The 22,510-nt window shown below is 44.1% G+C and carries 14 protein-coding genes and 1 pseudogene; 6 read left to right on the forward strand and 9 right to left on the reverse strand.

Annotated features, from left to right (window positions below; all coding sequences use genetic code 11):
* The first annotated feature begins 76 nt into the window (after positions 1-76).
* The 3 genes from L2747_RS10965 to L2747_RS10975 all read left to right on the forward strand — a co-directional run bounded on the left by L2747_RS10965 (position 77) and on the right by L2747_RS10975 (position 7,092).
* The gene (locus tag L2747_RS10965) at positions 77-3,781 is read left to right on the forward strand and encodes a response regulator (protein ID WP_248999071.1); all 3,705 of its coding nucleotides are present in this window, start codon (positions 77-79) and stop codon (positions 3,779-3,781) included.
* A gap of 148 nt (positions 3,782-3,929) precedes the next feature.
* Positions 3,930-6,335, forward strand: a complete 2,406-nt coding sequence (locus tag L2747_RS10970) for a zinc-dependent metalloprotease (protein WP_248999072.1) — start codon at positions 3,930-3,932, stop codon at positions 6,333-6,335.
* A 442-nt stretch (positions 6,336-6,777) separates the two neighbouring features.
* Positions 6,778-7,092 (forward strand): hypothetical protein, encoded by a 315-nt coding sequence (locus L2747_RS10975; RefSeq protein ID WP_248999073.1) that lies wholly within the window; start codon positions 6,778-6,780, stop codon positions 7,090-7,092.
* 57 nt (positions 7,093-7,149) lie between these two features.
* On the opposite strand, the gene L2747_RS10980 is transcribed toward L2747_RS10975, so the two are convergent.
* The 4 genes from L2747_RS10980 to L2747_RS10995 all read right to left on the reverse strand — a co-directional run bounded on the left by L2747_RS10980 (position 7,150) and on the right by L2747_RS10995 (position 12,467).
* Positions 7,150-7,500 (reverse strand): hypothetical protein, encoded by a 351-nt coding sequence (locus L2747_RS10980; RefSeq protein WP_248999074.1) that lies wholly within the window; start codon positions 7,498-7,500, stop codon positions 7,150-7,152.
* A 28-nt stretch (positions 7,501-7,528) separates the two neighbouring features.
* Positions 7,529-7,912, reverse strand: coding sequence for a hypothetical protein (locus L2747_RS10985; protein ID WP_248999075.1), 384 nt, complete (start codon positions 7,910-7,912; stop codon positions 7,529-7,531).
* Positions 7,913-8,175: 263 nt separating this feature from the next.
* Positions 8,176-11,256 (reverse strand): efflux RND transporter permease subunit, encoded by a 3,081-nt coding sequence (locus tag L2747_RS10990; RefSeq protein WP_248999076.1) that lies wholly within the window; start codon positions 11,254-11,256, stop codon positions 8,176-8,178.
* Between the two features lie 128 nt (positions 11,257-11,384).
* The gene (locus L2747_RS10995) at positions 11,385-12,467 is read right to left on the reverse strand and encodes an efflux RND transporter periplasmic adaptor subunit (RefSeq protein WP_248999077.1); all 1,083 of its coding nucleotides are present in this window, start codon (positions 12,465-12,467) and stop codon (positions 11,385-11,387) included.
* Positions 12,468-12,733: 266 nt separating this feature from the next.
* On the opposite strand from L2747_RS10995, the gene L2747_RS11000 reads away from it, so the two are divergent.
* Positions 12,734-13,684: a LysR family transcriptional regulator gene (locus L2747_RS11000; RefSeq protein WP_248999078.1), complete on the forward strand. Its 951-nt coding sequence runs from the start codon at positions 12,734-12,736 to the stop codon at positions 13,682-13,684.
* Positions 13,685-13,732: 48 nt separating this feature from the next.
* On the opposite strand, the gene L2747_RS11005 is transcribed toward L2747_RS11000, so the two are convergent.
* Both L2747_RS11005 and L2747_RS11010 read right to left on the reverse strand, forming a co-directional pair.
* Positions 13,733-14,389 carry a Qnr family pentapeptide repeat protein gene (locus tag L2747_RS11005; protein ID WP_248999079.1) on the reverse strand — a complete coding sequence of 219 codons (657 nt, stop codon included), beginning with the start codon at positions 14,387-14,389 and terminating at the stop codon, positions 13,733-13,735.
* Positions 14,390-14,424: 35 nt separating this feature from the next.
* A complete protein-coding gene (locus L2747_RS11010) occupies positions 14,425-15,786 on the reverse strand; it encodes an MATE family efflux transporter (protein ID WP_248999080.1) in 1,362 nt (453 codons plus the stop codon).
* Between the two features lie 246 nt (positions 15,787-16,032).
* Between L2747_RS11010 and L2747_RS11015 the strand changes: the two genes are divergently transcribed.
* Both L2747_RS11015 and groL read left to right on the forward strand, forming a co-directional pair.
* Positions 16,033-16,323, forward strand: coding sequence for a co-chaperone GroES (locus L2747_RS11015; protein ID WP_220782516.1), 291 nt, complete (start codon positions 16,033-16,035; stop codon positions 16,321-16,323).
* A gap of 90 nt (positions 16,324-16,413) precedes the next feature.
* Positions 16,414-18,057, forward strand: coding sequence for a chaperonin GroEL (gene groL / locus L2747_RS11020; RefSeq protein WP_248999081.1), 1,644 nt, complete (start codon positions 16,414-16,416; stop codon positions 18,055-18,057).
* A gap of 364 nt (positions 18,058-18,421) precedes the next feature.
* Here groL and L2747_RS11025 read toward each other — a convergent pair whose 3' ends face one another.
* The 3 genes and pseudogenes from L2747_RS11025 to L2747_RS11035 form a co-directional block, all read right to left on the reverse strand.
* Complete coding sequence (locus L2747_RS11025) at positions 18,422-20,665, reverse strand: AAA family ATPase (protein WP_248999082.1); 2,244 nt, start codon at positions 20,663-20,665, stop codon at positions 18,422-18,424.
* Positions 20,666-20,747: 82 nt separating this feature from the next.
* Positions 20,748-21,374: pseudogene (locus L2747_RS11030) on the reverse strand (nuclease); the annotation flags it as partial.
* Between the two features lie 49 nt (positions 21,375-21,423).
* Positions 21,424-22,458: a nuclease-related domain-containing protein gene (locus L2747_RS11035; protein WP_248999084.1), complete on the reverse strand. Its 1,035-nt coding sequence runs from the start codon at positions 22,456-22,458 to the stop codon at positions 21,424-21,426.
* Positions 22,459-22,510: the final 52 nt, after the last annotated feature.

Here is a 22,510-nt window from a genome sequence, read left to right on the forward strand (position 1 = left end):
ATTATTAACTCCAAAGGCCTGCTTTAAGGCGTTGCGCATTTGAATAATCTCAAAAGAGTATTACCAAGGGTTGTAAATGAAACGGATTGAACCGACGCTTCAGTTAAAGTCAACGATTCAAAAAAACTATAATCGAGCCGTTTTTTACACCTACATTGGCGTAATCATCATGGCGTCGCTTACCGCATGGATGTCATTTGACCGACAAAAAGCGCAGCTGATCCAGCAAACTGAAGAGTTAGTTGAACGTCATGTGCTGCAGGTCGATTTACTACTTGAGTCGAGTATTCGCGCGGTTAAAAGTCTGCGTAACGTGGCGGTTGATCATCTGCGTTTAGGTGAATTAGTCCGTAAAGAACGTTTACCCCAGTATGAAAAGTTTAACGAAAGCGGCCAGTTTTTTACCTTAGAGCCGAGCTATGCGAAAAGTGGCGAGCCATTTACCAATATGGGACGTATCACGGGTGCGGGCTCACTTAATGGCCGTAGCGACAAGTTTTATCAAGAACTAGAGATGCTATTTGAGCTGTCTCTATCTTTTCCTGTCGCCAATGAAGCGGCGCCTAAAGCCTCGTCTATCTACTACATCTCTAAACGCCGCATCATGTCGTATTATCCGTGGCCGTCTGATGAGCAACGATTTCGTGATGAACTGCTTAATAAGAAGCAGTTTCAACTAGTAACACCATCAAATAATCCGCAGCGCAGTATTGCCTGGAGCCCTGCATACGTAGAAGCCACAGGTAAAGGTTTGCTGACTACCTTAGGTGTGCCTATCTATTTAGAAGATGAGTTTATTGGCTCGATCAATTTAGATATGACACTTGCATCGCTGCGTAAGCAAATCCGCTTGTATTTTAAAATGCCGGGTACGGTTATTTTGCTGGATCAAAATAACAATATTTTGACCCACAGCGATATCGACACTTCTGATGTAAACCGGGTTTATCACATCAGCCAGAAGATCCCGTCTGAGCTGCACTCAATTCCTGAATCAGAGTTGTTTGATGCCCATGAAGGCATTATTCGTAATGGTTACTACATTCACTCGGTGGCTCTGCACAATGCACCGTGGCGTCTATTGTATCTACAAGATGTTGACGACCTATTTAAAGATTCGTGGGAAAAACTTGAGCTTACATTCCTATTAGTGGTGTTGGCGCTATCGATTTTGGTGACAATTGTTCACTGGCAAACACGTCGCTCGTTCGTTAATCCAGCATCGCGTTTATTGACTCATTTAGAAGAGTGTTCGGCTGAGCCAATCAAGCCTCCAGAAAAGATCACCGTAGGCTGGGCTCCATGGTTCCAGCTAGTGAGCCGAATTTTTGAAGAAAACAAACAGTACACACGGCATTTGGCTGAGCAAAACCGCCGGCTCGATAAGCTGGTGGCACAACGTACTGAAAGGCTAAAAGACACCACAGAGCGTCGCGAGCAAGAGTATGCACTATTGCGATCGCTACTCGACTCAATCCCTGAAGCGATTGTGTTTAAAGACAAAGAAGGCCGTTATTTAGGTTGTAATAAGTCGGCAGAGCGCATGTTAGGTTTCAGTGAGAGCGAAATGATCGGCCAGTTCTCAGATGCCTTAACGCCAGATGAGCAGGCGATACGTATTCGCGCTGAAGATGAACGCGTTTTAACGGATAGAACACCACTGCGTTATCAAGAAAAAGTCGATATTGCCGGTAAACCAGTATTGCTCGATGCACTTAAAATCCCATTTTATAACCGCCGTGGTGAACTACTCGGTTTGATTGCCGTATGGCGTGACGTAACCCGAGAATATGAATCAGCTGAGCAGCTACGTCTGTCTGAAGAACGTTATCACTTAGCCATGGATGCGGTAGAAGATGGTCTTTGGGATTGGTATTTAGATTCAGAGCAGATTATCTGTAACCCTGCGTATTACTCAATGTTGGGGTATAAGGTTAACGAATTCCCGGCACTCGTTTCGACTATAGACGAGCTTATTCACCCAGACGATCTGATTCGAGTACAAGAGTACCGCGAGCAATACCTAAGCGATCCTATTGGTGCTTACGACATCGAGTTTAGAATGTTAGGTAAGAGCGGTGAGTATCATTGGTTGCTATCTCGTGGGCGTATGGTGGAGTTTACTCCGAGCAATCAGCCAAAGCGTATGGTGGGTACCCATAAAGATATTACTCGTCATAAGCGTAACGAAGTGGCTATGCTGGAAGCCAAGCAAGATGCGGAAATGGCTAACCTGTACAAGAGTGAGTTCTTGGCCAATATGAGTCATGAAATCCGTACACCAATGAATGCCATTATCGGCATGTTACAGCTGGCGCAGCGCACCTCACTCACAGCACAGCAAAAAGATTACCTTGAAAAAGCTGGATTCTCGGCGCATTCATTACTACGAATTATCAACGATATTCTTGATTTTTCTAAAATTGAAGCCGGTAAACTGGAGCTTGAACGCGTGGGATTCCCACTGGATAAAGTACTAGAACATGCGCTAGATCTAAACGCACTTAAAGCACAAGAAAAAGGCGTTGAGTTACTGTTGTATGCACCGGTTACTGCTGGTTTGATCTTAGAAGGCGATCCGCTGCGTTTAGGTCAAGTACTGATTAACTTACTATCAAATGCCGTTAAATTTACTCAGTCGGGTGAAATCGAGCTCGGTTGTGAAGATGTTGGTGAGCGCGATCATCGCATCACGCTTAAGTTCTGGATCCGCGACACCGGTATCGGTATCACTAAAGAGCAGCAGGCGACTTTGTTTGATGCCTTTGCTCAAGCTGATGGTTCTACTACCCGTAAATATGGCGGCACCGGCTTAGGTTTGTCTATCAGTAAGCACTTAGTGTCAATGATGGGCGGCAAAATGCAGGTTGAAAGTGAAGTTGGTGAGGGAAGTACCTTTAGCTTCACCATTAGCTTTGAGATTGCCGAAGAAGCTGAGGTATTGCCATTAATCGTACCTGAAACCTTAGGTAACCTGAGAACGCTGGTTATTGACGACAATCCTACGGCATTACAGATCTATTCGAGTGTGATGCGAGACTTCCATTTCCATGTTGATACAGCGGCAAGTGGCCCTGAAGGCCTTTATAAGCTTGAGAATAATCCGGTCGATCTGATCTTGTTGGACTGGATGATGCCTGAAATGGATGGTATTGAAGTCATTAATAAGATCGATGAAATGGTTGCAGACGGTCGTTTAGCAAAAAGACCCGTTATTATGATGATGACGGCATATGCCGCTGAGCCGATGCAAAAAGATGTTGCTGAAGCTAATGTCTATGCTTTGCTGCAAAAGCCGTTTAAGGCTTCATCTTTGTTTGATGAGATTATTTCAGCCTTTGCCGACGAGCCAAGTTTGAACCCTCTGCCAGAGGTGATGGAAGAAGTCGAAGATAAAGATGCGGGTTATATCTTGCTTGTAGAAGATAACTTTATTAACCAGCAAGTGGCGACCGAGCTTCTTAAGAGCGCGGGTTACACCGTCGACGTGGCTGAAAATGGTCAAATTGCTCTTGATATGATTGATAAAGCAACTTATGACGCCGTATTAATGGATATTCAAATGCCAGTAATGGATGGTCTTACGGCTGCTAAAGAGCTACGTAAGCGCTATTCAACTGAACAACTTCCAGTTATTGCGATGACGGCTCATGCTATGTCAGGCGATAGAGAAAAGAGTTTAGCTGCAGGCATGAACGCGCATATCACTAAGCCGATTGTACTGACTGAGCTGTTTGACACCTTAAGTCACTGGATCACTAAATGCGGTAGAAAGTCTTAAGTAAACATTTGATCGCGATAGTTGTTCAAATAGACCAAGATAGGCTTGCTAAAGTGCAAGCCTATTTATTAAGCTGATCCAATGACTGATTAATAATAAAGACAATCGAGCTAAATACGATTGCGACCAACAAGATCAAGGAGATTGAATGAGACCCTACAAGCTCGCGCTGGCAATAGCACTTGCGGTTGTGCCCATGACCAGCGCCGTGGCTGCCACCACAAACACAGCAACGATTATAAAGAAAAGTCAGGCAGCAACAGGTTTCATTAATCTGTTTTATGAACAAGCTTCTGGTGAGTTATATCTTGAAGCCAATAAGCTTAACCAACCTTTTTTAATGCTCACCAGCCTGCCTCATGGCGTGGGATCCAATGATATTGGCTTAGACCGTGGCCAACTTGGCCGTACTCGAATGGTGCAATTTGAACGTCACGGTCCTTACCTTATTTTAAAACAGCTCAATACCGACTATCGCGCTAATACTGAAAATGCAGCAGAGCAGCGTGCAGTTAAAGAGGCGTTTGCTGAATCAGTATTATGGCGTGGCAAGTTGGTCACAGGTAAGCGCAACCTTGTAGCGATCAACGATCTAGTGGTGAATGATTTTCACGGGATCAGCGATGCTCTAGAGCGAAGTAAGCAAGGGAGTTATCACCTCGATAAGAGCAAGTCACTGATTTTGCCTGAAGGAGTAAAATCGTTTGAGCGCAATAGCGATATCGATGTGTTATTGACCTTTGACGCAGCTAAAGCCGGTAACTATGTGGCTCAGGTCACGCCAGATGCTAAACACTTGTCGGTTCGTTTACGCTATTCATTTATTGCCTTACCAGAAGAGGGCTATCAAGCTCGTGCTTATCACCCATTAAGCGGCTACCTGTCGGATGAATATCTAGATTATGGTACTCGCGTTGATGAAGATATTCGTCAGCGTTTTTTATTGCGCCACCGTTTAGAAAAAGTTACTCCGGGTAGCGCATCTAGCCAAGTGGTTAAACCTATTACTTACTATCTCGATCCGGGTGTACCAGAGCCTATCCGCAGTGCACTCCTAGAAGGTGCTAGCTGGTGGGAAGATGCCTTTACTGATGCGGGTTTTATTAACGGTTTTAAAGTTGAGTTATTACCAGAAGATGCCGATCCTCAGGATGTACGCTACAACGTGATCCAATGGGTACATCGCGCCACTCGTGGTTGGTCATATGGTGCAGCGGTTACCGATCCACGTACCGGTGAGATTATTAAAGGCCATGTGACGCTCGGTAGTCAGCGAGTGCGCCAAGATCATTTGATCGCCCGTGGCTTAACCGCAGGTTGGCAAGATCGCGCTGCTGCCGATGAAGCTTCTATGCAGTTAGCGTTAGCACGTATTCGTCAGTTATCTGCCCATGAGATTGGCCACACCTTAGGCCTAGATCATAATTTTGCCGCATCGAGCAATAACAATGCTTCAGTGATGGATTACCCACACCCAATGGTAAGTATTAATGGCGATAAAATTGATATCAGTAAGCCCTACGATGAAGGCATTGGTGCTTGGGACAAATACACTGTGGCTTATGGTTACGGTGAATACGCTGATCCACAGGCTGAGGCTGCAGGTTTAGCTCAATTGCGTGATGATGTAGCAAAGCAAGGGCTGCGCTATATCGGTGAGGCTGATTCTCGTTCGGCAGCAGCGAGTAATGCCTATGCTAGCCTTTGGGATAATGGCAATGATCCCGTTGCAGAGCTGACTCGCTTAGCTGAAGTTAGAGCTAAGGCAATCAATGACTTTTCTGCAGACGCTTTATTGGCAGAGCAACCTCAAGGTGAGCTACAAGACGCTTTTGTGCCAATTTACCTGCTCACACGTTTTCAAATAGCAGCTGCGGCCAAAATGATAGGTGGCACTACTTATAGCTACAGTGATGGTGTTGACGGTAAAACTTGGCACTATGTAGCGCCAGCGATTCAACAACAAGCGCTTGAAACGTTACTCACTACACTATCGGCAGAGCAGTTAGTTGTGCCAGAAAAGCTACAAGAGATCTTAGTGCCCAAAGCGGGGAATTATTACAAAACACGTGAAAGCTTTGATTCGGCACTTGGCGTCGTAACAGATCCTTTAGCAATGGCAGAAGGGTTAAGTCGTCTCACCTTGTCACAAATCTATGCACCAGCGCGGATCAATCGTGTCAATCAAGCATACCTAAGTGATAAAGAGCAGTTATCTGTGGCAAAGCTGACCGATAAGGTGTTTGCCCATACCGTATTTAGCGATATTCCTACTGGACATGAGTTGGGCGTGTGGATGCGAGTTAATGCGGTAACCCTTGATAGCATATTAGCGAGTTTCCATAACGAGCAAACACGTCCTGAAGTTAAAGCGCAGTTAGCGGAGCGTCTACATTATTTGGTTAAACAGCTAAAACGCAAAGTGAAGCGCGTCAGTGCATATGAAGCTGCGCACTTTGCTTGGTTGCAGCAGGGGGTCGAAAAAGGCCTAAAGGACGCAGACGCTAAGTTAATCGCTAAGCCTTTGGCATTGCCACCAGGTTCACCGATTTAACCTTTAGCTAATGAGCTGCTCACTAAAAGGCATGATGTATTCATGCCTTTTTTATTGCACAAAATCTCCCTACATGACGAGAAGTACTTCGACAATAGTTAATAATATTCACATAATTTGTGACCTTATGAGGTGATTTTTACCACTTGTCACTTGCAACAAACGTGGCAGTTGCAGTGATAATTTGGATTCATTTGTTATTTTGTTGCTACAAACAGACATTATTTCTTATGTTATAAAACAACTTTCAATTAACAATAAAAGCACCTTAACTCAGTTGCTTACAGCATCTCTCTAGCACGTAAATTACAAATTGCACTTAGTTTTTTGTGTTTTAAATTGTATCAAAATGCAATATTTGCCTCTTTTTTATTCTCTAAAACGAACAAATAACTTATGCTGTTTGTTAAGCGAATGTAGGCAAATAAGATTGGAGTTGTATATGAATAAGTTAACCAGCGTAGCCTTAACACTAGCGATTGGCTGTATCTCTACTTCAGCAATGGCAGAACGACCTGATTTTTCGAAGACTGCTGCAGCACATGCAGATTATGATTTTTCTAAAAATGTCTCGGCTGCTGACCAGCCAAATCAAATTCAGCGCGTGTCGACACGCCATGATTTTTCAAAAACATTAGCAGCAACTAGCGACTATGATTTTGTAAAAAATCCACAGGCGCAAATGAGCGTCTATAATAAGCCAGCTAGCCAACATGATTTCTCTAAGACAGAGGCGTTGCGTAATAGCGGTATGTAAAGTTCGAGCGAGTTTAATAAAAAGGGCTACTGACGAGTAGCCCTTTTTTATGGCTGGTTATTTAATTCGCTCATCGACTCGCTTGCCTAGACGGTAGGCATCGATAGCTGCAATTGCCCAAGATAACACAAACCCTGCAGTGGCAAGATTGACATAAAGCGCCTCGTTGCCAACAGGCGCTTGGGTCACTGCGCTGTAGATCGCATTGAGCTCTAACGGGATCTGACCATTCAATATTTGCTGTGAAATAAGCTGCGCACGCTCATAAGCATGCCACAGCAGATAAGAGAGTCCGCCCAATGAGCTGATTAAAAATACAGTCCCCATAAGTGGTTTTTTTAGATAAAAATGACCAGCGCCCGGACAAGCAAGGGCTGATAACAGTAAAGCTTTCATTGATGTTTTCATGGATTGTGGCTTTTAATAAAGGCTGTGATCATTCGAGATCGATACGGCGGATCGCTTGTGTGAGAAAGTCACTCTTAGCTTGAAGGCGAGCTTTTATCTCATCATCACTTCGGTAGGTATTTAGTTGGCTGTTTACGCCTTGGAGCTCTTGTACTAACCAGCCACGGATCATCACGTAGTAGCGCGAATCCGTGCCATAATGGCTAATCAATTCTAGCGAATTTTTAGAGGGTTTCTTTATGGCGTTATCAAGCGCTTTCACCATCACGCCAATAGTATATTCTTCAGATTGCTCAGCTGTATTAGCTTGAGCAGGCAGGGTAAACATCGCGCTTAGTAGTCCCGCGCTTAAAAGCACTGTACTTAAAAGAAGTGCGCTAGTGGTCAGTTTGTTGCGGTAGTTAAACTTCATTTACGCCCCCAATCTACAAATTGATTAGGCTAGATTAGCAGCCATACAGGGCAAATACTCTTTAATTTTTGTTTATCTAATATCAAGCTGTAAACAAAAGTTCGCTACTGAAAGTAGAACCTAGAAATGAAAAACCCTGATTAAGCGAACTTAATCAGGGGCGCCGGGAAGCAAATTTTCGGGGTTGACGATTACTTGGCTGAAGACCTCCTTAATGACAATTCATTATGCAAATACCTTATCGACAGTAGGTTGCGATCCGCTTAAGCGCTCTGCTTATGTGGATAAGCAATTCTGAACGCTAAGGTGTAGGTCACCGGCAAAACAATTAATGTAAGTACTGACGCAAAGCCCAGACCAAAAATGATGGTGATAGCCATTGAGCCAAAGAAAGCGTCTGACAATAACGGGATCATACCTAGCATAGTGGTGATCGCCGCCATCAATACCGGTCTAACGCGACTCACCGCCGAGTCAACCACGGCTTGATAAGCTTCTTTTCCTTGAGATAACTCAAGGTTGATCTGATCCACTAATACAATGCCATTCTTGATGATCATACCGGTCAAGCTGAGTAAGCCTAACAGCGCCATAAAGCTAAAGGGGGCATCAAATAACAGTAAGCCCGATACCACACCAATTAACGATAAAGGCACGGTGAACCAAATCACCAATGGCTGCCTGACGGAGTTAAACAGCAGCACAGTGATTAAAAACATTGCTAGATAACCCAGTGGAATAGAACTAAATACCGATTCCTGTGCCTCCATTGAGGTTTCATACTCGCCGCCCCATTCAAGCTCGTAACCAGCAGGTAGTGAGATCGCTTCAATATCGGTTTTGATCTTTCTAAATACCGAGTCAGCGGTTTCACCTGTGCCGTTAACGGGATCGGCGAGTACTGAGATCACTCGTTTACGATCGCGGCGCATGATCAAAGGATCTTCCCACTCAGTGGTAAAGTCTGAGACCACTTGGGTTACCGGTACAAAGGTATTGTTCTCACTGCTCCAGATTTGCAGTTTCCAAATACTTTCAGCATCGAGTCGCTCTTGCGCTGGTGCACGAGCAATAATCGGCAGTAGATGACTGTTCTCGCGATAGGTACCCACTTGCTGGCCACTAAAGTTCGTCAGCAGGGCATTGTCGAGATCTTGCTTGCTGATCCCGGTTTCTCTTGCCTGTGCCAGTGCCAATTGTGGGCGCACTAAAGTCACTTGGTTACGCCAGTTATGACGCACGCCTACCGCAGTTGGTTCGTCTTTTAATATGGTTTCGGCCTGGGCCGCGAGTTGGCGCAGTACTTGTGGATCTTCACCATAAAAACGCGCTTCGATTTTTGCCGCAGGGCTAGGGCCATTTTCCATATACTTAAAACGGTACTGGGCTTCTGGATACTTAAGGCTTAGCTCGCGTTCCAGTACGCGCATATATTTATTTAGCGTCTCAAGATCGGTCATTTCCAATAAGATCTGACCATAGGCCTTGTAGCCTTTTTCTGGCACATAAGACAACACAAAACGCTGGGCACCTTGGCCGATCACTGTGGTTAAGTTAACCAAACCGGTATCTTGGATCTTTTGCTGCTCAAGCAGATCGGTTTCGATACGGCTAATCAAACGTTCGGTGGCTTTAATATCTGAGCCTTCAGGCATCCACACATCGACAAAGAACATTGGTGTGTTAGAAGCAGGGAAGAACACGTTCTTCACATGGCCAAAACCCACTACCGATGAGATCAATGCGGCAATCACCAGCAGTAAAGTCACCGCCCTAAAGCGCATTGCGAGGTTTAGCGTTTGACGGTAAAGCTGGAATAACCAACCCTTGTACGGATCGTCATTTTCATCTTCAGAGATCACCCCATCTTTAAACATTAAGTTGCAGAAGAAAGGCGTAAGTGTCATGGCGGTGATCCAGCTGATAAACAGTGAGATCAACAACACTTGGAACAAGGAAATACAGAACTCACCAGTGGCATTGTCTGACAGTCCAATAGGCGCAAAGGCGATAATCGCAATAATGGTTGCGCCTAGCAGCGGCCACTGGGTTTGCGAGATCACTTGTTTGGCAGTTTCTAAGCGGCTTTGCCCGCGCTTAATGCCAATCAAAATGCCTTCGGTAACCACAATGGCGTTATCAACCAACATACCGAGTGCGATGATCAGTGCGCCCAAAGAGATGATCTGCAACTCAATGTTGAGTATGTTCATCACCACAAAGGTGCCCAAAATCGTCAGCAGCAGTACTAAGCCCATTAGTAGGCCAGAACGAACACCCATAAAGATAAGTAGTACGCCAATAACGATCGCAATTGACTCGGCCAAGTTAACCAGAAAGCCATTGACCGTCTGGTCCACCATCTTACTTTGATCGTAAACCGTATCGAGTGACATGCCGATAGGCAGTTCACTGTTAAGCTCAAGCATGCGCTCATTCACGGCTTCGCCGACTTTAACTACGTTGACGCCACTTGAAAACGAGATCCCGATAGACAAGGCCTTGTTGCCATCTGCATGGTAAATACTATCTGGGGTCTCTTCGGTATCTTTATAGATCTTAGCAATGTCACCTAAGTAAATTAATTTGGCGCTGCCCGGTGTGCTAATCACCAGGCGTTCCATCTGGCTGACATTATTAAACTCGCCCGTAGGGTGGATACGAATACGGTTATCACCCACCAAAATACTGCCGGCGTTAGATACTACGTTTTGGCTGTTAACCAATGAATAGATGTAGTTCTGATCTAAGCCTAACCCGTTAAGCTTTTGCTGTGAGATCTCAACCACCACTTGTTCGTTAACAATACCGGCAATAGTGACTTTCTTAATACCGTCAACCAGCACCAATTCACGGCGTAAAAAGTCGGCATAGTTTTGTAATTCACGATCGGTATAACCTTCACCGGAGACATTTAATAAAATGCCGTACACATCACCAAAGTCATCGATTACCGATGGCGTCATCACCCCTGGTGGTAGCTCTACCGCTTTATCATTTATTTTGCGGCGTACTTCGTCCCACATTTGGGGTAATTCACTGGCGTCATAGTTTTCTTTAACTTCAATTTCAATCTGCGACAGGCCTGCACTGTTTACTGAAATGATATGTTTAATACCATCAAGTTGCTGCAAGGCATCTTCGAGCGGCAGGGTCACTTCTTCTTCAACCTGCTCAGGTGACGCGCCGGGGTAGGCGGTAACCACTAAGGCTTGCTTGATAGTAAACTCAGGAAACTCCAACTGGCCTAAGCTTAGGAATGAAATACTACCGCCAACCAGTAGCAGTAAAGCAAACATCCAGCTTATGACTTTATGGGTTATGGAATATTCAGCAAAATTCATGTGCTAATCTCTTGTAAAGCGTGCTCGAAATCGTCCCAGCTTTGATAACTGAGAAAGCTTAGATAACTAAAATTGTCGAGAACTAAAAATTGTCGATAAGTGAAAGTATCTATATTAGAGGGGGGCGTTTACACGCCACGTTGCCAGCGTAGTGGCTTAACTTGTAGATCTTCAGACAGATACTGTACGCCCGCCACCACGATTTGGTCGCCTACGCTAATACCATCAACAATCTCAATGCCATCAGTGGTGACTTTACCTAAAGTCACAATATGTTGGTTCACTTTGCCAAGCTCTGAGTTGTAGGCCCAAACGACATGTTGACCGTCCAGATCGCGTTTGCTGATAGCCGCAGCTGGTAAAACAGCATTGACGCTTTTAGCGCTATGGTTAGCAATATCAACAGTGAGTTCAGCGCTCATGCCCGGCAGTACCGTCATGTTGCTAGGGCGAGGCAGAGTAAATACCACCTCATAACTCTGAGTACCTGGGGTGACTTGGGTCGCGTGCTCTTTCAATGACGCGTTAAAAGTAAGGCTCGGATTATTAGCAAAGCGCACCACAGGTTGAGTCACGGCATTAGGGTTAAATTGCGTCACGCTGCTGGTTAGCGATTCAGGTACTTGAATAACAACATCAATATTGCTGTCCTTTTGCAATACCAATACTGACTGATTAGCTTGGATCATCTGGTAGTTATCAATCGCAATCTTAGCAACAGTGCCATTGTAAGGAGCGGTAAGCTCGGTGTAACTTAGCTGATCTTGCGCGCTAGCAAGATTGGCTTTAGATGACTTTAACTGCGCCGAGGCCAAGTCATAGTCTGCTTGAGAGATAAGCTCACGGCGCAGTAGTTCGCCCTTACGCTTAAAGTCCGCTTTAGCCAGTTCATAGTCAGCTTCACGGTTAAGCAAGGTGTTACGGGCATCACGGCTATCGAGACGCGCAAGAACATCGCCTTTTTCAACCTGTTGACCTTCAACCAAGTCAAAATCGACTAAGTGGCCAGACAGTCTAAACGACAGTTCTGCTTGCTTAGTGGCGGCCACTTTAGCCGGAAAAGCACGCATTGAGCCTGCATTAACATCGGTAACCTCAAAAAGTTTTACTGGTCGAATGCTGCTAGGCACGACTTCAGTCGATTCTGCACTGCAGCCAGAAATAACGGCAGCCAAAATGAGGAGAGAAAGAGAAGTCGTTAACTTATTCATAACGCGAATTCCATTGATTGTGACAAAATGTAATTTAGAGGTTGGTAAAGATAACAGGGCTTATCGTTGAGTAAAATGGAATTATATGGAATCATGGGTTCCGAAAAATGAAACCGTTAAAGCTTGATTTGACGTGGCGACTGTGAACAAAGTAATAGTGAAAAACGATGTGTAGTTAGCATTTAGTTTGCAACTCGATACCAATATGGCGATTGGTGCAGAGCTTTTAGCCGTGATTAACCTCGTAAGCAGAGTAGAACCTTGTTATGAAAACCGAAGATATTGCCTTATTCCACCGGATCGTTGAAACCGGTAGCTTAGTTGAGGCCGCAGATATATTAAACCTGCCTAAATCAACCTTAAGCCGCCGCTTACATGCGCTTGAAGAGGAGCTGAATGTAAAACTGTTTCATCGCCAGAGTAGGGCGATGACACTGACGGCGTCGGGCAGCCATTTCTACGATAAAACCACAGGCATGCTAGCCACGCTTGAGCAAACCTTATCTGAGCTTAATGGCCAAGATGCTGAGGTGTCTGGTCATCTGCGTATTTTGATCTTCCCGATCCCTGAGCTGATGCATATTACCCATGCCATTTTTGAGTTTATGGATCTGCATCCAGAGCTAACGGTAGAAATTATTGTTAGCACTGAGCCGCAAGATATGATTCGCAATAACATTGACTTAGCGTTTATGCTCGAAGATGCCTTTAACGAAAATGAGATGGTCGCGCGGCATATCATTAGCGAAACCGTGCACTTTTTTGCAAGCCCTGACTACTTAGCTAAAGCTGGTCATCCACGAAGCCCAGAAGAGCTACCCCAGCATAATTCAATTTTATTCCGTTACCCTAATGGGCGTATTTTTAACGATGTGCCTTTTGGTAAAGACCGTACTCTGTCGGTAAAAGGTAACTTGTGTGTCAACAGTTTAGCGACCTGCTTAGAAGCCACCTTAATGGGGCGGGGGATCTCTATGATGCCACTGCCTTTTGCTAAAGAGCACATTGAAAGTGGCGAGTTAGTGATGCTGTTTGAAGATGTCGAACCTTATGAGGGCAAGTGCTTTTTGGTGTATCCATCGAGACGCTTTATTAGCTTGGCGAGTCAACGTTTTATCGATTTTATGATGTTAGCTATGGAAGAGTGTATGCAAAATGGCAGCGGCCGCTGTGACCGCGAGATCAGACTCAGAGGTGCAATCAAGTCGATGATCTAATTTGCTCTAAAGTCGTTTTAACTTGTTTAGGCAGCTTGTTAATACAGATTAATCTGGCGTGACGATTAGCCCGAGCGGCGCCAGCAGTTGCTCTTGCTGCCACTGGTTAATCATTACTCCTTCAAGACTGACCACTCTCGGATCGAGCCCATCAAGCTCAATTCGAGTGATATTGGCTCCTTGTAACTCAAAGGTGCCCCATTGCTCTGCTGAAAACTCACCACCACTTAAATCGCTGCCTTTGAGAGAGCTAGCGGTTAAGTTGGCGCCGCGCCAACGGTTGTCGAACAGCTCGCATTCTTCAAGCAACAGACCACCTAAATCGGCATAAGCTAAGTTACAAGCCGTGATATAAGCTGAGCAAAAGTAGCTTTTAGCGGTAATGTAATTAGCAAAGCTAGCGCGGCTAAAGTCGCTGCCTTGCAAGTTGCTATCTCGCAGTTCAAGGCCATAACAGCGTGCGCCTTTAAATAGCGCCATGCTCAAGTTACAGTGCTTAAAACTAGCGCTGGTGAGTGTGGTGTAGCTGAAGTCACAGCCTTCATCTTCGCCAGGCACAATAAATTTGCAGCGAATAAACTGGGCATCGGTTAAATCACTGTGGTTAAAGCGGCAATGGTAAAAACTGCAGTTTTCAAAGCGGGCATCTTGCAAGTCTTGATCGCTAAAATCTTCATCATTAAAGATCTGGTCAATTGCGTGCATAGTGCCGCTCCTTGGAGAAATGTTTGGCAAGGGGATTATGTTTGGCTGACAACAATGGCGGTTTTATCAGGTTCAGAGATCCGTGTCGCCAAAATATAACAAGCAATACCCATAATGGCGTTAGTGATTGGCAGCGCAAGCAGTAAGCCCTTAACTCCACCAAGATATGAACCTAACGCAGCCAGTGGCAGCATGATTAAAAACAAGCGGCACACATTCAAGATGAGTGAGCTCATTGGTCTGTGATAGGCATTGAGTGACGTCGCTACTAAGATCACAATCCCCAGCGGGCCGTAGGCTGCAGGCAGCACTAGAATGTAAAAGGTCAGCCACTCAATCACTTGTGGATCGCTACTAAATAGCTCAGCCAGAGGCTGGGCTAAAAACAGCAGTGGCAAATACAATAAGGTTTGAAACACCAGTACAAACTTAAGTGACAGCATGAGTGCGCCGCGAGCACGAGCTTTTTGACCCGCACCTAAATTTTGCGCCACAAACGGCACTAAGCTCGATGACAATGCCATGACCGCAATCAACATCACCGACTCCAGTCGAGTGCCCGCACCAAAGGCCGCCACTGCGCTGTGATCAATTCGCGCCAGCATCGCCATAATAATCGCGTTAGCCAACGGGTTAAGTAGATTCATTACTGCGGCAGGCTGAGCAATATGCGCCAGTTGCTTCCAATTACACTTTAAGCGCTCAATATTAGGCTCAACAAACTCAACCAGATGACGCTTAAATATCAAAAGATGAGTCGATAAAGAGAGTGCTACCACCCAAGAGATAACGGTCGCAATAGCAGCGCCTTCAATTTCTAAGCGCGGGAATGGCCCGATACCAAAGATAAGCAGTGGGTCGAGAATAAGGTTAATCAATGCGGCCAGCATCATGATTTTAGCCGGTGATTTAGTATCGCCAGTCGCGCGTAGACCTTGGTTACCCACCATTAATAACACCAATAACGGTGCACCTAAGTACCAGATAAACATGTACTCATGGATCAGCGGTAAGCTTGAATCGTTGGCCCCAAGTAGGCTAAATAACGGGTCGATGCACAAGCTGCCGAGCAGGGCTATTGCCGCAATAAGCAAGAAGGTCAGCATTAAGGCGTCGTGTAAAAACACTTTGGCTTTATCGGCATGACCGCCGCCAATTAAACGCCCAAGATTGGTCGATACTCCAGCGCCAATGCCGATGGCAATGCTAGAGATAATCAGGGTCACCGGAAAGGTAAAGCTAATCGCAGCTAAGGCTTCAGTGCCTAACTGGCTGATAAAAAAAGTGTCAACGAGGCTGAACCCGAGAATGGTTAGAATACCAATCAGGTTTGGAAGGCTCATATTTAGCAGTACACGACCAATTGGCTGAGTAAGCAGCCCGTGTCTGTCTCGCATAGGGAAGTCTTGCCTCGTCTTTACTCGGAGGGCGATTCTATCAGGATTGCCGCAAATTTTATCCGCGTGAGTTAAAAAAAACGGATTTATTTTGTAAATAGGCCTTGGATCTAACGACATTAACCCCCATGTATCGAACATCAAGCGACAGTTTTGATTTTACTTAAGTGAAATCGAGTAAAGTCGTTACTAACTTTAAAAGCCTGCAGATAAGTTTAGGCATAAATACAATTGGAGCATCCATCGATGAATATTCGTCCATTACATGATCGTGTCATTGTTAAGCGTTCAGAAGTTGAATCAAAGTCAGCGGGTGGCATCGTGCTAACAGGTAGTGCTGCTGAGCAGTCTAGCCGCGGTGAAGTTCTTGCTGTAGGCAACGGACGTATTCTTGAAAACGGTACTGTACAGCCACTAGACGTTAAAGTTGGCGACATCGTTATTTTCAACGAAGGTTACGGCGTAAAGAAAGAAAAAATCGATGGTGAAGAAGTACTAATCCTGTCTGAATCAGATCTAATGGCTGTAGTGAGCTAATTCACTCCATTTAGAACATTTTCCAATACTGACGAGCGAGCCCAAACGGCAGCTCGTCAGGCATTTCAAAAGAATTTAAAGGACATAAAAATGGCAGCTAAAGAAGTATTATTCGGCAATGACGCTCGCGTAAAAATGCTAGCAGGCGTAAACGTTCTAGCTAACGCAGTTAAAGTAACGCTAGGCCCTAAAGGTCGTAACGTAGTACTAGACAAGAGCTTCGGTGCTCCACTAATCACTAAAGATGGTGTGTCGGTAGCGAAAGAGATCGAACTAGAAGACAAGTTCGAAAACATGGGCGCACAAATGGTGAAAGAAGTTGCTTCTAAAGCCAACGATGCAGCCGGTGACGGTACTACTACAGCAACAGTTCTTGCACAAGCAATCGTAACTGAAGGCCTAAAAGCCGTTGCTGCTGGCATGAACCCAATGGATCTTAAGCGCGGTATCGACAAAGCCGTTGTTGCTGCAGTTGCTGAACTTAAAAACCTTTCTCAAGAATGTGCTGACACTAAAGCTATTGCTCAAGTAGGTACCATCTCTGCTAACTCTGACGAGTCAATTGGTGAAATCATCGCGACTGCGATGGAGCGCGTGGGTAAAGAAGGCGTTATCACAGTTGAAGAAGGTCAAGCACTAGAAAACGAGCTAGACGTAGTTGAAGGTATGCAGTTCGACCGCGGTTACCTATCTCCATACTTCATCAACAAGCCAGAAACTGGCAGCGTTGAACTAGAAAGCCCATTCATCCTTCTAGTAGACAAGAAAGTATCAAACATCCGTGAATTGCTACCAATCCTTGAAGGTCTAGCTAAAACCGGTAAGCCATTGCTTATCGTTGCAGAAGACGTTGAAGGTGAAGCACTAGCAACACTAGTCGTGAACAACATGCGCGGTATCGTTAAAGTTGCTGCTGTTAAGGCGCCAGGCTTTGGTGACCGTCGTAAGGCAATGCTACAAGATATCGCTATCCTAACTGGCGGTACTGTTATTGCTGAAGAGATTGGTCTAGAGCTAGAAAAAGCGACCCTAGAAGATCTAGGTACTGCTAAGCGCGTTGTTATCACTAAAGATGACACGACTATCATCGACGGTACTGGTGAAGAGACTCAGATCAAAGCACGCGTTGCCCAGATCAAGATCCAAGCTGAAGAATCAACTTCAGACTACGACAAAGAGAAGCTTCAAGAGCGTATGGCTAAACTTGCCGGCGGCGTAGCCGTAATCAAGGTTGGCGCAGCGACTGAAATCGAAATGAAAGAGAAAAAGTTACGCGTAGAAGACGCACTACACGCAACTCGCGCAGCGGTTGAAGAAGGTGTGGTTGCTGGTGGTGGTGTTGCACTAGTACGCGTAGCAAGCAAAATTGGCGAAGTTGAAGTGATCAACGAAGATCAAAAGCACGGTGTTGTAATTGCACTACGTGCAATGGAAGCGCCACTACGTCAAATCGCGACTAACGCCGGTGAAGAAGGTTCAGTTGTTGCTAACAACGTTAAGAACGGCACTGGTAACTACGGTTACAACGCTGGTAACGATACATACGGCGACATGCTAGAGATGGGTATCCTAGACCCAACTAAAGTAACGCGTAGCGCACTACAGTTCGCAGCATCAGTAGCAGGTCTAATGATCACTACAGAATGTATGGTTGGCGAAGTGAAGGAAGATGCTCCTGATATGGGTGGCATGGGCGGTATGGGTGGTATGGGCGGTATGGGCGGTATGATGTAATTTTTACTTTTTTGCTGGTCTAAATCGGTGATTACGGCGTTGCGGCTCGCTCGTGTAGGTGAACTACACGTCGCTCACAGCGCCTTGTACTAACCCGATTTATCCGGCGCAAAAATAGCAAAAATACTCTGCTGGTCTATAGCTCAAAAGCTTAAAACCACTTCTTGTAGAAGAATAGAAAAACCCGAGACTGGAAACAGTGTCGGGTTTTTTAATGAGAAAAATTAGTAAAAATATTCTGTAGGTTTAAAGCTGAGCTTCTTGTACAAAGAGGAAAAAGTCTCAGTATCTGATGATGTAGGGGGCTTCTTCATTTGAGTGGAGCAAGTTACCTTAGTTAAACTTACTCCGAAACAATTATTGATTACGCAGCAGCATTTTGTTCTTCTGTCATTTTAACTTGAGTTTCTTCTATACCCATCATCATATTGTAATGAGCAATATGACCTGAATGTTTAAATACATCTTTAAAAACATTACGATAAATATCAACAGTATCATTTTGGCTTTGAATGAATAGATCATCAGGTAGGCAATGTGAACCATCATTGATCCAGTACAATAATGAACGGCAAACTTGTTGTTCTTGTTGATTTTGAAACTTTGCCTCAAAGTCATCATCACTAAACTTGCCTAAAATCTTAAAGTAGTTCTCTAGGATTCTTCGCATGGTATTTTGAATAGTGATACACGAGTTATTGCCTTGCTCTTTGATCTCACGCCAAAGTAATTCGTAGGATGATTCAATAGGATTATTCTGATTATAAGGCTGTATGGTGGTGATATTATTTGCCTTACGTAAAATCCAAAAGTGGGTCTGATTACAGCCGTTGGATCTACCACCTTGGAATGAGGCTTCTTTATGGAAGTAAACATTATGTGTGAACAATAATAGTTGTTTTATAGAAGAGCCATCTTTAACTTCTTTAATCAATTGTTTAACAATAGCACTGACGATATAAAGCACATTGCTATCTAAGCTTGAAATTGGATCATCGATTACAACTACACGGTTTTCTGTTACAGCGTCCTGAGTTAATGCACCATTAGCCAGTTGTACAAAATATAAAAAGGTAATAAATGTAACTTCGCCTTCACTCAAGGTATCTAAGGCAAGTGTTCCATCTTGTCGTTGTATAACATAGTGGTTTGCTAACTGCTTAGAAGGCACTATTTCAAAATTTAAGAAACCGTATGCCTTTAATAAGCGGTTAATTTCATCTACCGCTGGTTGAACACTGGTATTATTTTTACTTAACACTGCTAATTCGGCTTTTAAACTTGTAGCTTTTTCAGTTCGTTCTACTACAGTTTTACCAAGCCCCGAAACTGCTTTTTCTAAACCCCTAGCTTTTTTGAAGTATCGCTTGAAATCATCGTTTATTTCATCAGCCAAAAACTGCCACACTTGAGCTTTAAACTTCGAAGTTTCATTATCAAAGTCTGTCGCTAGTTGATTGTGTTTCTGAATTTCACTGTTGGCCTTATCTATTAAAGATTTCAATTCGCTTAAGGCATCAATCGTATAGGATACCTCAAGCTGTAAACTGGCCTTTTCAGCTTTATCAGCAAACCCAAGGTTATTTGACTTAATTGCACTTTCTAATGAGTAAAAATAAGGAATAAAAGCTTCGAGATCCAATTTGCTATTTGGATTATGCTTTTCATTTTCTATTAGTTTAGAGAGTGAACTTATAACTTCTTTAGAGTTAAAACTATAAGTTTGCTTCAAAGACGACACTCTTTCTGTTTGTACTAAAAAGTCGTCGTCAAAATAACCTTCTAGCTGCGCTTTGAAAGCATCATTAATTGTGTCTTGTTGGCAGAAAGGGCAAGAATCATTACTAATATACTTTCTCCCTTGGTTAACCCAATCATGTGAGCCCAAAGCGTCCATCATAGCAGCTATATTTACATCACTTTTACCAACAATAACCTTTTGCCATATCTCATCTTGCTCGATAATTGACAGTGAATGGGTAATATTAAATGATATTTCAGGATAAACTTCTGGTCGCTCGCCAAGTAAAGTTTTCCCCTTTTCGATTAATAGTTCATATTCTAGTACTTGTTCTTTGTCAGTCGCAGATACTGAGAATTGGAGAATTTTGTCCTTAAATAGCTTTTTCTTCAATGAGCCTTGTAAAGCCTCTTTAAAGTCACTTTCATACTTTTTATACTGAGACCAGCACTGCTCAGTAAACTCATTTTCAGCTGTATTTAACTCACCATTTTTTTGCGTTAGAATTTTCTGATAGCTCTTAAGCTGAGATTCTTCGTTATCATACTCTGCTTTTTTTAAACGAATCTGCTCGACTTGTTCGGTAGTTGCTTCTCCAATTGTAAAGACTCCAGCAATATCACTACCACCAAAGTTCTTTTCCCGAAACGCTTTGTTATACACTAAGGTTTTTAATGGTTGTCCGCCTTGCCATTGAACTGCACATTCATTGAATTTTTCAATACTCGTGTCAGTTAAATAGTTTGTAGCTGTAGTTTTTCCGCAGCCGTTTGCGCCGTAGAAGAAGTTAATTTTTTTAAGGTCATTAACTTCTATGCCATCAGGTTTGTAGGTTGCAACACCTTTAAGCTTAAATGATTCGATCATTTAGTATTCCTTGTTTTTATTCTTACGGAATAAGTGGGGTCTTACGGAATAAGTGGGATCAGAGTAAACTTTCTCTCCTCACTCAAACCACTCGCTGTCCACAACCACAGTCTTGGCAGTTCAAGCTGTAGGTTTCTTGTCGTTTTTGAATTCTTGTATTCTTGCTGCTGCACTGAGGGCAGGCTTGTTTCATTGGCGTGTTTTTAGTGCACTTTTGGCAGTTAATGTAATAGCCAAATTTGCCATACATTGGGCTGTAATTTGTTGATTCTCCGCAATGTTTGCAGCGTAAAACTATCTGAATTATTTGGCTTTTCTCTGTTTCTGTTTCTGTAAGTGGTGCGGATTCTGTTGCTATTGCTTGAGCGGGTATGCGTTGTACCGGCACTGTGCTAGCTGCTGGTATTGGTGTGTTTGTTAGTGGTGCAGTGCTTTGCTCTGTTACTGCTTGGCTTGCACCTGTTGCTGTGTCTGCTGTCGTATTCGGTGCGATATGTTGCTTGATAAGAAATGAAGCGACAGATTCAAGCTCTTGTTGGTTGAAGTCTGGGCGTGTATCGCTTGCATGCATAAATCTGGCAAACTTAGTTTTTAGGTTCATCACCTTGTCTAGCTTTTCTACCAGAAATTCAGATTTTATCAGCTTGTCTGATACGACCTTGGGCATCGACTTTCTATCAATAATGGCGTCACTGGATACTGCACACAAAATAAGTGGGGTAAATAAGTGGGGTCAGAGTAAACTTTTCTCTCCTCACTCAAACCACTCGCTGTCCACAAGCACACTCTTGGCAGTTTAGTGTGTAAGTCTCTTTGCTTTTCTTAACTCTTGTATTCTTGCTGCTGCACTGAGGGCAGGCTTGTTTCATTGGCGTGTTTTTAGTGCACTTTTGGCAGTTAATGTAATAGCCGAATTTGCCATATATTGGGGTGTAATTCGTTGATTCTCCACAATGTTTGCAGCGTAAAACTATCTGAATTGTTTGGGTCTTCTCTATTTCTGTATGTAATGCGGGTTCTGCTGGTATTGGTTGAGCTGGCATTTGTTGAACAGGTGCTGTGCTAGCGGCTGCAGTTACTGGTGTTGCTAGCGGCACGCTGTTTTGCTCGGTCGCTATTTGGCTTGTTTCTGCTGCCGCCGTCTTCGGTGCGATATGTTGTTTGATAAGAAATGAGCCGATTGATTCGAGTTCTTCTTGGTTGAAGAAAGGGCGAGTGTCAGTAATGTAGGCTAGGCGTAAATATTTGCCTCTTAAGTTCATAATTTTATCGAGCTTTTCTACCAGAAACTCAGACTTTATTAACTTGTCTGATACGGTTTGAGGCATAGAGTCTCTGTCGATTATTGCGTCACTGGATACTGCACATAGATGATCCCAGCATCGACCGCCAAAGGCTTGTTTGATTCCAAACATCTTATCTAAAATATCAGCGCGATTATGGTCTAGCACCCCGTGTAACAAGTCCTGTTGTAGCTCTACTTGCTTGATGGGCGAGGGCATACCTTGCCATTTTGCACCAACACTGCGCGTCCATTCCTGTTGCTGGTTGACCTTTATCTGACCTCTGATGCTCTTCGATTCAATGAGAATAAAACCGTAGCTATACACGATGAGGTGGTCTATTTGCGCGACTTCGTCGTTAAAGCGGAATTTGAAGTCGTTGATCACCAGCACTTGTGGGTGGTCTTTGTAAGCGCGGCGCAGAAAAAATGCCACGTTTTGCTCTTGTTGCTGGCCTGCAATCGCTTGCGCTGATTGCACATTTTGCGGGGATTTTGTTTTCAGAATCATTTATCAATAGCGTCCGTTCTACTACCTAGCTATAAACGATTAGCTAGCTGTT

Origin of the sequence: Shewanella marinintestina, from assembly GCF_023283845.1 — a bacterium.
Classification (GTDB): Bacteria; Pseudomonadota; Gammaproteobacteria; order Enterobacterales; family Shewanellaceae; genus Shewanella; species Shewanella marinintestina.